14 protein-coding genes are annotated in these 13,377 nt (G+C 72.9%); 3 read left to right on the plus strand and 11 right to left on the minus strand.

All coding sequences use genetic code 11. From position 1 onward, the window contains the following. Positions 1 to 10 precede the first annotated feature (10 nt). Both ACQP04_RS12030 and ACQP04_RS12035 read right to left on the minus strand, forming a co-directional pair. The gene (locus ACQP04_RS12030) at positions 11 to 2,110 is read right to left on the minus strand and encodes a hydantoinase/oxoprolinase family protein (RefSeq protein ID WP_433507132.1); all 2,100 of its coding nucleotides are present in this window, start codon (positions 2,108 to 2,110) and stop codon (positions 11 to 13) included. Between the two features lies 1 nt (position 2,111). After that, on the minus strand, positions 2,112 to 2,774 hold the full coding sequence (locus ACQP04_RS12035; protein WP_433507133.1) for a GntR family transcriptional regulator: 663 nt from the start codon (positions 2,772 to 2,774) through the stop codon (positions 2,112 to 2,114). A 204-nt stretch (positions 2,775 to 2,978) separates the two neighbouring features. Between ACQP04_RS12035 and ACQP04_RS12040 the strand changes: the two genes are divergently transcribed. From ACQP04_RS12040 to ACQP04_RS12050, 3 genes are read left to right on the plus strand one after another with little or no spacing between them, the layout of a single operon-like run. After that, a complete protein-coding gene (locus ACQP04_RS12040; RefSeq protein ID WP_433507134.1) occupies positions 2,979 to 4,418 on the plus strand; it encodes an aldehyde dehydrogenase family protein in 1,440 nt (479 codons plus the stop codon). 23 nt (positions 4,419 to 4,441) lie between these two features. Continuing rightward, entirely contained in the window at positions 4,442 to 5,203 is a 762-nt protein-coding gene (locus tag ACQP04_RS12045) for an SDR family NAD(P)-dependent oxidoreductase (protein WP_433508350.1), read from the plus strand. A gap of 13 nt (positions 5,204 to 5,216) precedes the next feature. Beyond that, positions 5,217 to 5,975 carry a FadR/GntR family transcriptional regulator gene (locus ACQP04_RS12050; protein WP_433507135.1) on the plus strand — a complete coding sequence of 253 codons (759 nt, stop codon included), beginning with the start codon at positions 5,217 to 5,219 and terminating at the stop codon, positions 5,973 to 5,975. Between the two features lie 79 nt (positions 5,976 to 6,054). On the opposite strand, the gene ACQP04_RS12055 is transcribed toward ACQP04_RS12050, so the two are convergent. The 9 genes from ACQP04_RS12055 to ACQP04_RS12095 form a co-directional block, all read right to left on the minus strand. After that, positions 6,055 to 7,374 (minus strand): LLM class flavin-dependent oxidoreductase, encoded by a 1,320-nt coding sequence (locus ACQP04_RS12055; protein WP_433507136.1) that lies wholly within the window; start codon positions 7,372 to 7,374, stop codon positions 6,055 to 6,057. Then, positions 7,374 to 8,357 (minus strand): ABC transporter substrate-binding protein, encoded by a 984-nt coding sequence (locus tag ACQP04_RS12060; RefSeq protein ID WP_433507137.1) that lies wholly within the window; start codon positions 8,355 to 8,357, stop codon positions 7,374 to 7,376. The genes ACQP04_RS12055 and ACQP04_RS12060 overlap by 1 nt, the downstream gene beginning before the upstream one ends. Beyond that, entirely contained in the window at positions 8,354 to 8,833 is a 480-nt protein-coding gene (locus ACQP04_RS12065; RefSeq protein WP_433507138.1) for a cupin domain-containing protein, read from the minus strand. The genes ACQP04_RS12060 and ACQP04_RS12065 overlap by 4 nt, the downstream gene beginning before the upstream one ends. After that, positions 8,826 to 9,902 carry an Rrf2 family transcriptional regulator gene (locus ACQP04_RS12070; RefSeq protein WP_433507139.1) on the minus strand — a complete coding sequence of 359 codons (1,077 nt, stop codon included), beginning with the start codon at positions 9,900 to 9,902 and terminating at the stop codon, positions 8,826 to 8,828. The genes ACQP04_RS12065 and ACQP04_RS12070 overlap by 8 nt, the downstream gene beginning before the upstream one ends. After that, entirely contained in the window at positions 9,899 to 11,005 is a 1,107-nt protein-coding gene (locus ACQP04_RS12075) for an LLM class flavin-dependent oxidoreductase (protein ID WP_433507140.1), read from the minus strand. Before ACQP04_RS12075 ends, ACQP04_RS12070 begins: the two co-directional genes overlap by 4 nt. 27 nt (positions 11,006 to 11,032) lie before the next feature. Beyond that, complete coding sequence (locus ACQP04_RS12080; protein WP_433507141.1) at positions 11,033 to 11,749, minus strand: ABC transporter ATP-binding protein; 717 nt, start codon at positions 11,747 to 11,749, stop codon at positions 11,033 to 11,035. Next, on the minus strand, positions 11,722 to 12,588 hold the full coding sequence (locus ACQP04_RS12085) for an ABC transporter permease (protein WP_433507142.1): 867 nt from the start codon (positions 12,586 to 12,588) through the stop codon (positions 11,722 to 11,724). Before ACQP04_RS12085 ends, ACQP04_RS12080 begins: the two co-directional genes overlap by 28 nt. A 109-nt stretch (positions 12,589 to 12,697) precedes the next feature. Next, positions 12,698 to 12,775, minus strand: coding sequence for a putative leader peptide (locus ACQP04_RS12090; protein ID WP_358207017.1), 78 nt, complete (start codon positions 12,773 to 12,775; stop codon positions 12,698 to 12,700). Positions 12,776 to 12,995: 220 nt separating this feature from the next. Next, the gene (locus ACQP04_RS12095) at positions 12,996 to 13,175 is read right to left on the minus strand and encodes a hypothetical protein (RefSeq protein ID WP_037040676.1); all 180 of its coding nucleotides are present in this window, start codon (positions 13,173 to 13,175) and stop codon (positions 12,996 to 12,998) included. Positions 13,176 to 13,377 lie beyond the last annotated feature (202 nt).

Raw genomic sequence — 13,377 nt, forward strand, 5'->3', positions numbered from 1 at the left:
GTTCCGGAGCTCAGCGGTTCCGGATGACGATGTCGCCGGAGCCGTCCACCTCGGCGTCCTGGCCCGGGCCGATCACGACCGTGGTGTCCCGCAGCTCCACGATCGCCAACCCCTCGATGTGCAGCCCGTCGTGCAGGTGCTCGGCGCGGTAGACCGTGGCGTCGCGCCACTCGCCGCCGGAGAAGACGCGGCGCAGGCCGGGCTCGCCCGCCTTGTCGCCCAGCGCTCCGGTGTCGAAGTCCGCCTTGGGGACCGGGCTCGTCGCGACCACACGGAAGGTCGTGATCTCCACGCCGCCCTCCAGGAACGCGGCGCCCTTGCCGAAGCGGCCCTCGTAGACCTCGACGAAGCGCTCGACCATGCCGTTGACGTCCGCCGCGGTGAGCACGTCGGACTCGAACGGCACCGTGAGCACGTGGATCTGCGCGCGGAAGCGGATCTCCACCGAGCGCACGTAGCGGATGGAGTCCTCGGCGGCGCCGGCGGCGACGAGATCTCGACGGGCGCGGGCGGCGAGCTCGTCGAACGTCGCGTCGAGCTCCGCGGGCGGCAGCGCGGACGCGTGGTCCGTCGTCCCCGGCGGGGTCTGCATCGGCTTCGACAGCTCCTCGACCATGGTCAGGTCGGAGCAGCCGATGCCGAACGCCGAGTGCACGGACGCGGTGATCGGCACGACGATCTGCGGGCAACCCAGCTCGGCGCCGTAGGAGAAGGCGTGCAGCGGGCCCGCGCCGCCGTAGGCGAACACGGCGAAGTCCGTGGGGTCGTACCCCTGCTCGACGGTCACCTGCCGCACCAGGTCTGCCATGCGGGCGTCGACGATGGTCTTGATGCCCTCCGCGGCCTGCTCGACCGTGAGCCCGGTGGGCTTCGCGACGTGCTCGTCGATCGCGGCACGGGCCTTCTCGACGTCGAGCGTCAGCCTGCCGCCCAGGAAGTTCTCCGGGTTGAGATAGCCGAGCACGAGGTCTGCGTCGGCGACCGTGGGCAGGGTGCCGCCGCGGCCGTAGCAGGCGGGGCCGGGGCGCGCGCCCGCCGACTCGGGGCCGACCTGCAGCACGCCGCCCCGCACGGAGGCGATCGAGCCGGCGCCCGCACCGATGGCCCGCACCGCCACCGACGGCAGGGCGAGCTCGTCGCGCCCGATCACGGTGGTGTTGGACATGACCGGGCGCCCGTCGAGCACCAGGCCGACGTCGAAGCTGGTGCCGCCCATGTCGGTGGTGACCACGTTGCGGTGGCCGGAGCGTGCCCCGAGGAACTGCGAGGCGACGACGCCGCCGACCGGCCCGGACATCACCGTCGCGGCGGCGCGCTTCTCCACCTCGGCGAAGGTCGCGAGGCCGCCGTTGGACTGCATGAGCAGCGGATCGGCGCGGAGCCCGGCCTTCGAGAGCGTCGACTCGAAGGAGTCGAGCGAGGTCATGAGGACGGGGCGCAGGCTGGCGTTCACCGCCGTCGTCAGCGTGCGTTCGTACTCGCCGATGCGCGGCAGGAACTCCGACGACAGCGTGACGCTCGCGCCCGGCACCTCCTCGGCGATGATCTCCGCGACGCGGCGCTCGTGGGCCCCGTTCGCGAAGGACCAGAGCAGCGAGACCGCGAAGACCTCGGCGCCCGCCGCACGGAGCTCGGCGACCGCGCGCCGGACGTCCGCCTCGTCCAGCGGGGAGACCACGCGCCCGGCGTAGTCGATGCGCTCGGTGACCTCGGCCGTCAGCCGGCGCGGGACGGCCGCGGGCTGCTTGACGAGCGTGCGGAAGCGCTTGACCTCCTCCTCGTCCAGCCCGATCCCCTTGAACCCCCGCATGATCGTGAGGGTGTCGCCGAAGCCGCGGGTCTGGATGAGGCCCACCTTCTTCGTGCGGCCCTCCAGCATCGCGTTGGTGGCGATGGTGGTGCCGTGGGCGAACACCTCCACGGCGCCGAGCAGCTCCGCGAGCGGGACGCCGCGCTCCTCGGCGGCGAGCTCGAGGGTGTCCAGGACACCCTGGGCCGGGTTGTCCGGCACGGTGGAGGACTTGTAGCGGCCGACCCGGCCGCCCTCGTCGATCACCACCGTGTCGGTGAAGGTGCCGCCGATGTCGGAGGCGACGTAGTAGGTGGGCATCTCACTCCCCGTTGCTGGAAACCTGGGCTCGGGCCCGGAGCTCGCTGATGGTGGCCTCGATGTGCGCGCGGGCCAGGCGCTCGGCGGCGGGACCGTCGCCGGCCTCGATCGCGCCGACGATGGCGGTGTGCTCGGCGACCGCCCGCACCGCGCTGTCCCGCTCGACGAGCGCGACGGGTGCGAACACCTGGGCGGTCATCCGCAGGATGGGCGTCTGCGCGACGACGAACTCGTTGCCGGACAGGTGGACCACGTCCTCGTGGAACGCGACGTTGAGCCCCGTGTAGGTCTGTGGCTCCCACGGGTCCAGCGCCGCCCGCTGCCGCGCGACGACGGCGTACAGCTCCCGCACCCGGCTCGCCGGGGCCGGGCGCTCGGCGGCGAGCCGCGCGGCCAGCCCGTCCACCACCGCGCGCAGCTCGTAGGCGGCGAGCAGGGTGGGCAGGTCCCCGGTGACGACGCGGGCGCCCTGGCCGGGGGTGAGCCGGACCAGTCCGTCCTGCTCGAGGGCACGCAGTGCCTCCCGCAGCGGGGTGCGGCTGACGCCCAGCTCCGCGGCCAGCTGCTCCTGCCGCAGCCAGGTGCCGGGCGCGTACCGACGGGCGTAGATGCGCTCGCGCAGCAGGGACGCGAGCTCGTCGACGAGGGGTACGGCGGTGCCCACCGGGATCTCCCTCCGTCGTTGGATACAGCGGTCCGACCCTGGCCGATCGGCGACACTCTCGTCAAGGCATGGCGATGAATGCACCCGTTGAGCTGCGGTCTTGACGTCGGTGGAGCGCGGGAGGCATGCTGCGGACCTGGAAGCTGGTCGGACCAGCTCACCGGATCACCGCCGTCGCCAGTGTTGTCGCAAGGGAGCCGCCCCATGCTCGAGAGCCCAGCCGGACTGCCGATCGGAACGGAATGGCGCACCGACCTCGACACCGCGCCGGTCGTCTTCCCGTACGACGGATCGGTGGTCGCGCAGGCGCCCGTCGGGACTGTCGAGCACGCCCGGGCGGCCCTCGAGGCCGGCGCCGCGGCGGTGCGGCCCGTCGGGAAGCTGAGCTCCGCCGTGCGCCGGCAGATCCTCCTCGACGTCGAGCGGGAGATCGCCGCGCACCAGGACGAGCTGGTCGACCTGCTGATCCTCGAGACCGGCAAGACCCGCGCGGACTGCGTCGTCGAGGTCGCCCGGACGCTGTTCACCTGGGCCGCCGCCGCCGAGGAGGTCTCGCACGTGCACGGCGAGACCGTGCCGCTGGACATGCAGGCCTCCGGCGCCGGGATGGTCGGGTTCTGGCAGCGCAGGCCGATCGGGCTGGTCATCGGGATCGCCGGGTTCAACGGGCCGTTCCTGCTGGCCAGCCACAAGATCGCGCCGTCCGTCGCGGCGGGCTGCCCGGTGATCTGCAAGCCCGCGCCGGCCACGCCGCTGGCCACCCTCTGGCTGGCCGACGTCGTGCGCCGCGCGGCCGTCGCGAACGGGGCACCCGCCGAGATCTGCCAGGTCGTGACGGGCGACGCCGAGGTGGGGCGCACGTTGGTGACCGACCCGCGGGTCGGCGCGGTGTCGTTCACCGGCTCCGCGGCCGTCGGGCACCAGATCGCGCGGGACGCGGCGCCGCGGAAGACGCTGCTGGAGCTGGGGTCCAACGCCGCGCTGGTCGTGGACGTCGACGCCGACCTCGACGCCGCGGCGGACGCCGTGCTGCGCGGCGGCTTCTACTTCAACGGCCAGGCCTGCATCGCCGTGCAGCGGATCCTGGTGTGCGAGCCGGTGGTGGACGCGTTCGTCGGGAAGCTCACCGCGCGCATCGGCGAGCTGACCGTCGGGGATCCGCGGGACCCCGCCACCCGCGTCGCGCCCCTGATCAACCAGGCCGCCACCGACCGCGTGCTGGAGTGGCTCGCCGAGGCCGAGCAGGCCGGGGCGAAGGTCCTGCACGGCGGCCGGGTCGTCGACCGCACCGTCGAGCCGACGATCCTGCTCGACGTCCCCGAGACCGCGAACGCCTGGTGCGAGGAGATCTTCGCGCCGGTCGTGGCGATCCGCTCGGTGCCGGACCTGGAGAGCGCCCTGGAGGCGGTCAACCGCTCGCGGTACGGCCTGCACGCCAGCGTGTTCACCCGGTCCCTGGCCACCGCGTTCGCCGCGATCGAGGAGCTCGAGGTGGGCGGCGTCGTGATCAACGAGGTGCCCGGCTTCCGGTCGGACATCATGCCCTACGGCGGGGTGAAGGACTCCGGGATCGGCCGCGAGGGCCCGCGGTTCGCGATCGAGGAGCTGACCGTGACCCGGATGGCGATCATCCGGCCGTCCTGAGAGGACATCCAGTGAGCAACCCAGTGGACTACCAGAACCTGTTCCGGCTCGACGGCAGGCGCGCGCTGCTGATCGGCGCGGGCGGCATCGGCGGGGAGGCCGGGCTCGCGCTCGCCGCGCACGGCGCGCAGGTCGTCGCCGCGGACCGCGATCCCGCCGTCGCGAAGGCCACCGCCGAGGCCGTGTCCGGTGAGTCCCTCGAACTGGACATCACCGACCCCGAGGCGGTGGAGCGCGCCGCGGAGCGGCTCGGCGATCTCGACGTCGTCGTGCTCACCGCCGCGATGAACGTGCGCAAGCGGATCCTCGACTACACCCCGGAGGAGTTCGACCGCGTCGTCGATCTCAACCTGCGCGGCACGTTCTCGGTGTTCCGGGCGTTCGGCGCGCGGATGGTGGCGCGCGGGAGCGGCAGCATCATCGGCTTCTCGTCCATCCGCGGGAGGACCGTGGAGCCGGGGCAGTCCGTCTACGCCGCGACCAAGGCGGGGCTGGAGATGCTGGTGCGCACCGCCGCCGTCGAGTTCGGGGAGGCGGGGGTGCGGGTCAACGCGATCGCACCCGGCGTCGTCGAGACCCCGCTGACCCGGCAGATCAAGAACGACCCGGGCTGGTACCGGGCGTACGCCACCAAGGGCGCGCTCGGTCGCTGGTCGAAGCCCTCGGAGCTGGCGGGGGCCGTGGTCTACCTGGCGTCGGACGCGTCGAGCTTCGTCACCGGCTCCACGCTGGCCGTGGACGGGGGGTGGACCGCCGTGGACGGCCGGTTCACGCCGCCCACCTGACAGACTCCTCACCGTGACCCTCCCGCAGACCCGCGCCTTCCAGAAGGTCGTGGACTATGTCGAACAGGCGATCGCCGGCGGCGAGCTCGCGCCCGGCGACCGGCTGCCCAGCGAGCGGGAGCTGGTGGAACGCTTCGGGATCGCGCGGTCCTCGGTGCGCGAGGCGCTGCGCGTGCTGGAGAGCATGGAGCTGGTGCGCTCGCAGCCGCGGGACCCGCGCGGGCCGCTGGTGCTGCCCGCGTCCACCGGCCCGATCCGCCGGACGCTGGCGATGCTCACCGCCACGAACGCGGTGAGCCTGCCCGAGCTCGTCCAGTTCCGGATGGTGGCCGACGCCGCCGCGAACCTGATGGCCGCCACCCGGCGTACGGACGCGCAGCTGCTCGGGCTGGAGCGGAACATGGCGCGGATGCGGGCGTCGATCCCGTTGGGCTACAGCGCCTTCAGCCGGCTCGACCTCGAGTTCCACGAGCTCATCGCGGCGGCGGGCGGGAACACGCTGGTACAGCTGTACGGGGACGTCACGCGCGAGTCGGTGCTCACGCTGATCCAGCAGACGATCCTCGACGCCGGCGACCGGGAGGCGCTGATGCGCCGCTCGGTCCGGCACCACACCGCGGTCTACCAGGCGATCGCGGACCGCGACGGCCGCCTGGCGAGCCGCCTGGCCCGCGAGACGATGTACGCCTACTACGCGGACCACGTGGACGAGGCCGACCGGGCGATCATGGCCGACCTCGTCCGGGAGTGCGGCGGCACCGTCCCGACCTGAGCTGTGAGTGGCGATGGTCGCCATGGCGGCTCCGCCCACCCACCCCGCCGGCTTCGCCGGCTGCCGTCCCCCGCGCCACTCACAGCGTCGCGACGGCGGGGCGCTCCAGGCCCAGGTGGTCCCGCAGGGTGGTCCCGGCGTACTCGCGGCGGAACAGGCCGCGGGCCTGCAGCTCCGGGACGACGAGGCGGGTGAAGTCGTCGACGGAGCCGGGGGCGAAGGCGGGCATGATCACGAACCCGTCCGCGCCGCCCGCCGAGTACCAGCGCTCCATCTCGTCCGCGACGGTCTTCGGGGAGCCGACGAGCATCGGGAAGGACAGGCTCGCCGCGTACTCCACGGCCAGCTCGCCCAGGGTGATCCCGCGCTCCACGGCGTGCCCGACGACGTACTCGAAGCGGCCCTTCGAGCCGCGGAGCTCGGAGCGCACGTCGGGTACCGGGCCGTCGACCGGGTGCTTCGCCAGGTCGTAGTTCATCGAGGCGGACATGAACGTCAGGCCCGCGACCGGGTGCACCAGCGAGCGCAGTTCCTGCTCCAGCGCACGGGCTTCGGAGTCGGTGTCGGCGACGATCGGCATGATCCCCGGCAGCACCTTCGCGGAGCCCGGGTCACGGCCCGCAGCGGAGACCGCGGCGCGGAACTGCGCGCGGAAGTCCTGCGCCCGGTCCAGGGTCGGCGTCACCGCGAACACCACCTCCGCGGTGCGGGCGGCGACCGCCTGGAACGTGCCCGACGCCCCGGCCTGCACGATCACCGGCCTGCCCTGGGGCGAGCGCGGCAGGGTCAGGGGCCCGGCCACGCGGAACCAGTCCCCGGAGTGGTCGGCGCGGCGGACCCGGGCGGGGTCCACGTAGGTCGCACCGGCGCGGTCGAGGACCACGGCGTCGTCGTCCCAGGTGTCCCACAGGGCCAGGACGGCGTCGAGGAACTCCGCCGCCCGGTCGTACCGCGTGGAGTGGTCGAGGTGGGCGTCCCGGCTGAAGTTGCGGGCCTCGCCGTCGGACACCGAGGTCACCGCGTTCCAGGCCGCGCGCCCACCGCTGACGTGGTCGATCGTGGAGAACATCCGGGCCACGTGGAACGGCTCGGAGTAGGTCGTCGACGCCGTCGCGGCCAGCCCGATCCGGGAGGTCGCCCCGGCGAGGGCGGTGAGCAGCACGACCGGGTCCCGGTGCACGTTCACCCGCGTGCGGAGGACCTCGTCCGGGGTGCCGCCGTAGACGTCGTCCACGGCGAGCTTGTCCGCGAGGAACGCCAGGTCGAACTTCGCGTCCTCGGCCACCCGGGTGAGGTGGCGGAACAGCTCGACGTTGGCGCCGGTCTCCATCCCCGAGCGGGGGTGCCGCCAGCCTCCGGCGTGCACCCCCGACTCGGACAGGTAGAGCGCGAGGTGCATCAGGAGGACGTCGTCGCCGGGGAGAGGTCCTGGACGGCCTCGGACACCTCGACCTTCTTGCGCAGCACGCCGAACGCCTCGTAGTTGTCCGCGACCGTCTGGATCTCGCCGACGAGCGCCTGGTCGAGCGGGACCAGGGAGCGGTTGGCGCGCTGCGACATCAGGTCCGCCACCGCGGCGGGCCGCTGGGTCAGCTTCGTGTAGATCGCGGCGTTCTCGGCCGGGTGGTCGGCGGCCCACTGCACGGCCTGGCCGTAGCGGGAGACGAAGTCCTGCATGGCCTGCTTCTTGCCGGCGTCCTCGATCGCGTCGGTGTTGGCGTCGAGGAAGGTCAGGCCGGGGGCGAGCCCGTCCGGGCCGCGCAGCACGCGTGCGCCCTGCTCCTGCTCGGCGACCGCGGTGTACGGGTCCCAGGTCGACCAGGCGTCGATCGCGCCCGACGACATCGCCGCGGCGGCGTCGACCGGCTGCAGGAAGGAGACGGTGACGTCGGAGTCGGTCAGCCCGGCCTCCTTCAGCGCCTGCAGCAGCAGGTAGTGGCCGACCGAGCCCTGCGTGGTCGGGGACACCGTCTTGCCCTTGAGGTCCGCCACGCTCCGGATCGGCGAGTCCTTCGGCACGATGACCGACAGGCCGTACTGCTGCGGGACCTTGGTCGCCGCGACGATCTTGATGTCGTCGGTGGACGAGAGCGCGGTCAGGGTCGGTGCGTCGCCGGCCACGCCGATGTCGACGGCCTTGCCGCGCAGCGCCTCCAGCACCGGGGCGGCCGCGGGGAACTGGGCCCACTCGACCTTGTAGGGCGCACCCTGCAGCGCACCGGAGGCCTCGACCAGCGCCTGCTGGATCCCGGCCTGGTCACCGACCTTGAGGGTGACGGTGGACAGGTCCACCGGCCCGTCGCCCGCGGCGGACCCGCCGGAGCCACAGGCCGCCAGCGCCAGGGTGGCGGTGGCCAGTACAGCGGTGAGCAGACGCTTCACGAAGGGTTCTCTTTCAGGGGGTAGAGGGCGGGGAGGTTCACGACGATCCCCTCCTGGGTGCTGCGGGAGATGACGACCACGGCCGAGTTCTCCGGGTCCGGGTTCTCCTCGCGGTGGGGGACGAACGGCGGCACGAAGATGTAGTCGCCGGGCTCGGTCTGCAGGGCGACCTCGCCGGTGCCGTCGTGGAAGACGAACCGCGGGTTCCCGCTGACGATGTAGATCGAGGTCTCGGCCTCGCCGTGGTGGTGGTCGCCGGAGTTCGTGGCCGGCGCGACGTGCGTCTCGCCGGTCCAGAGCTTCTCCGAGCCCACGGTCTTGCCGCTGACCGCCTCGCGGCGGGTCATGCCCGAGGTCTGCATCGTGTCGCCGGTCAGGTCGGCGTTCTTGATCAGGTGCACCCGGGCGCGGTCGGGCAGCTGCGCCTGGGCCGCGGTGAAGTCGGGGTGGAAGGCGGTGTTGTCGAGCTCAGCCATGGTTGCTCCCGGTGGTCAGTTCGAGGACGGAACGCTCCTCGAGATACTCGCGCACGGTCCGCTCGAGGTCGCCCCACGGTGCGCCGGCCGGCACGGTGGCGATGGCGCCCTCGGTGGCCCGGACGACGTCCGCGAGGGTGATCTCCGCGGCCTCCCGCGCCAGCTGGTAGCCGCCCTCGCACCCGCGCCGGCTGGCCACCAGGCCGGCCTTGCGCAGCTGGATCATGATGTTCACCAGCGAGTTCAGCGGGATCTCGCGGGTGCGGGCGACGATCTCGCAGCGCACCGGGGAGTCCGCGCCGATCAGCTCGGCGATCGCGCGCAGCGCGTAGTCCAGCCGGGCCGAGACGTGCAGCGGCGCGGCCTTGCGGGACTTGGTCAGCTCGCGCGCGGCGGTCTCGACGAACCCGGCACCCTTCGCGACGCCCTCCAGGAAGGTGATCACGCGGGCGGCGACGATCCGGTGGAACTGGTCGTTGAGCACGTCGTGCACCCCGTCCCGGACCGCGGCGACGTCGTACCGATGGTCGGCTGCACCTCCGTCGAAACGCGCGCGGACCGCCTCGACCGGGGCGATCGGGTCGGCCTCGCCGTGCAGCACCAGCGTCGGCACGTCCGGCAGCGCCTCCGGGTGCTCCGGGAGGTCTCCGGTCAGCTCGCCCCAGTGGAAGTCCGGGTCGGCGTCGAGGACCTGCCGGTGGATGGGGCAGGCGGTGCGGGCGGCGATCTCGGCCTCGTGGTCGGCCGGTACGTCGCCGTCGCCGAGGGGGAGGGCGGCGAGGACCAGGGCGTCGGGGGCGTTCTGCGCGGCGATGCTCCACGCGCGCAGGGCGCCGGTGTCGGAGCCGAGCAGGACCCGGGCCCCCTCGCCGTCGGCGAGGGCGGCGGTGACCTCGGCGTCCGTCGCGTCCGCGTGCGGGACGACGACGGTGTACCCGTCGAAGGCCAGGCGCTTGCCGAAGCGCGCGTAGACGCCGGGGTTCTCGCCGCGGCCGACGAGGACGACGACCGTGCCGCGAACCGCAGCGGCGGGCGTGAAGACGGTGGGAGCCGGAGCGGCCGTGGTCATGCGGACACCTTCCGGGACCGGCGGGCCACCTCGGCCCGGACGAGGGGGAGCAGGTCGCGGCCGTACGCGGTCGCGTCGGGGATGGGGTCGTAGCCGCGGATCAGCAGCGTGGTCACGCCGATGTCGACGTAGTCCAGCATCGCCTGGGCCACGGTCTCCGGGGTGCCGACGAGCGCCGTCGAGTTGCCCGCCGCGCCGGACGCGGCCGCCGTGGCGGTCCACAGGCAGCGGTCGTGGACCTCGCCCCTCTCGGCCGCGGCGAGCAGGCGCTGCGAGCCGACGTTCGACGGACCGTCCTTCTCCTTCATCCGGCTGCCGGTGAAGGAGGCGTGCCCGCCCTTCGCGGCGACGATCGCGTCCCGGATCGCGTGGGCGCGCTCCCAGGCCTGCTCCTCGGTGGCGCCGAGGATGGGGCGGAAGGAGACGCTGATCCGGGGGAGCTCGGTGCGGCCGGCCGCGCGGGCGGCGGCGTGCACTCGTCCGATCTGCTCGGCGGTCTCGGCGAGCGGCTCGCCCCAGAGCGCGAAGACGTCCGCGTGCTTGCCGCCGACCCGGTAGGCGGCTTCCGAGGAGCCGCCGAAGAAGATCGGGATGTGCGGGCTCAGCGGTCGGATCTCCTGCTGCACACCGGCGACCTGGTAGTGCTCCCCGGAGTGGTCGAACGCCCCGGGCTCGTACCAGGCGCGGCGGACCACGTCGAGGTACTCGTCCGTGCGGGCGTAGCGCTGCTCCTTGTCGAGCCAGTCGCCGTCCCGGCGCTGGTCGACGTCGCTGCCCCCGGAGATCACGTGCATCGCGACCCGGCCGCCGCCGGAGAAGTGGTCCAGCGTGGCGTACTGCCGGGCGGCGAGCGTGGGGGCGGTGAAGCCCGGACGGTGCGCGACCAGGAAGCCCAGCCGCTCGGAGTGCGCGGCGCCGTACGCGGCGACCTGCAGCCCGTCCGGGGTGGACGAGGAGTGGCCGACCAGCACCTTGTCGAAGCCGCCCTCCTCGTGGGCGGACACGAAGCGGCGCACCGTGTCCCGGTCCACGACCGGCCCGGCGGCGGGGTGGATCTCCGAGACCTCCTGGGTCCCGATCATGCCGATGAACTCGACGGTCATGGTCGTCCTCCTGAAGTACGGACCGAGTCAGTGCACGCCGAGGCGCGCGAGCAGTTCGCCGCGCAGGCGCTGGAACTCGGGATCGGTGACGTCGCGGGGCCGGTCGATCTCGACGGGGGCGTCGTAGCCGATCTTCCCGTCCTGCATGACCAGCACGCGGTCGGCCAACGCGAGGGCCTCCTCGACGTCGTGCGTGACGAGCAGGACCGCGCAGCCGTGCCGCTGCCACACCTCGTCCACCAGCCCGCGGGCGGTGATCCGGGTGAGCGCGTCGAGCGCGGAGAAGGGCTCGTCGAGCAGCAGCAGGTCCGGCTCGCGGACCAGTGCGCGGGCCAGCGCGGCGCGCTGCGCCTCGCCGCCGGAGAGGACCTTCGGCCACACGTCGACCCGGTGGGCGAGGCCCACCTCGGTCAGCGCGGCGACGGCGCGCTCCTTGTCGGGCTTGCCGGGCAGTCCGAGGACGACGTTGCGCCACACCTTCTTCCACGGCATCAGCCGCGGGGCCTGGAAGCCGACGGCCCGCTTGCGGGGCACCGTGACCTCGCCGGAGACGTCCCGGTCCAGGTCCGCGAGGATCCGAAGCAGGGTGGACTTGCCGCAGCCCGAGGCGCCGAGCAGCGCCACGAACTGGCCGGGCGCGATGTCCAGGTCGAGGTTCTCGATCACCGCGCGCTCCCCGAACCGCCGGGTCAACCCGCGGACCGAGACCGCGGTGTTCACTTCCCGCTGAACGCCGGTCGCCACGACAGCAGCCCCCTCTCGAGACCACGCACGATCATGTCCGCGACCAGGCCGAGGATCGCGTAGAGCACGAGGCAGACGATGATCACGTCCGTCGCGAAGAACTCGCGGGCCTTGTTCATCTCGTAGCCGATGCCGGACGTCGCGTTGATCGTCTCGCCGAAGACCAGCGCCAGCCACGCGGTGCCCAGCGCGTAGCGCAGGCCGATCAGGAACTGCGGCATCGCCGACGGCAGGATCACGTGCCGGACCTGGCCGAACCAGCCGAGGCCGAGCGTCCGGGCGGCCTCGATCAGCGAGGAGTCGACGTTGCGGATGCCGCCGTAGAGGTTCATGTACAGCGGGAAGGTCACCGCGAGCCCGACCAGGATGATCTTGGGCTCCTCGTTGATCCCGAACCAGATGATGAGCAGCGGGATGAGGCCGATGACCGGCACCGTGCGGAGCATCTGCATGGGCGCGTCGATGATGTCCTCGCCCCGGCGGAACAGCCCGGCGAGCGTGGCCAGCACGACGGCGGCGACGAGGCCGACACCGAGGCCGGCGAGCACCCGGACCACCGAGGTGATCACGGCGCTCTGCAGCGAGCCGTCCTCCCACATGCCCGCGGCGGTCTGCACCACGGTCAGCGGCGAGGCGAGGGTGTCGTCCTCGAGGATCCCGACGCTCGACAGCACCTGCCAGAGCACCACGAGGACGATCGGCGAGACGGTCTTGAGGACCCAGCGCGGGACGCGGCCGGGCCTGCGGTCGGCCTCGGAGACGAGGGCGACGGTGTCCACCGGGGTCCGCTCGGCGGCCGGAGGCGGTTGCACGCGCGTCCGTTCCGGGGTCGTGGTCATGGGTGTCCCTACGGGGGCGAACGGGCACCCGGGAGCCAGAACACGCCGGGCGCCCTGGATGGATCGCCGCCCGGCGGAGTCGGTGGGGCGGCGCGGTCCGACGAGGGCGTCAGCGCGGACAGAGGGCGGACGCCACCCGCTGGAGGTCGATGTGACCCCGCGTGGTGAGGAACGTCGTGCCGGTCATGGGTCCGACGGTAACCCGGTCGGGGCCGATACCCAACCTCAGAGGTTGGGATTGCGAAGCCGGTCACAACGGACGTTCTGCCTGGTGGGACGGCGTCCGATCGGTCCGGACATTACGCGGCCGCGCGGCGTGCCGGAGGGCCGGAGGTGCAGGAGCGCTGCGCGGTGCAGGGGCTGCGGGTGACCGCGCGGGGGTGGCCCCGCGCGGTCACCCGGACGGGTCAGACCTCCGGGACGGCGTCGAGGGTGGCGTCGGCGTCCAGGTCCAGCTCCCGTCGCAGGATCTGGGCGGGGACGGAGACGCTGGTGCGCGGGCGCCGCATCGGCGTGCGCAGGGCGATCGTGAGTTCGTGTGCGAGGTCGTAGCCGTAGTCGCTGTGCGGATCCTGATCGCCCGACATCGTCGTCTCCTTGCTGCCGCCGGGATCGTGCTGACGCTCCGTCACGGGCCGTGCCCGTTGGGTGCACGAGAATCATCGCCCGGTCGGTCATCCCGCGGCAAGGAAAGTCCACCGACCGGAGTCGACTCTCCACGGTCGGGGGACGGGCGGTGGCGTGTCCGGGATCTGCAGTCTTGTGAGGACAAAGTCTTGACAGCTCGGC

Origin of the sequence: Pseudonocardia halophobica (genome assembly GCF_050948485.1) — a bacterium.
In the GTDB taxonomy this organism is placed as follows: domain Bacteria; phylum Actinomycetota; class Actinomycetes; order Mycobacteriales; family Pseudonocardiaceae; genus Pseudonocardia; species Pseudonocardia halophobica.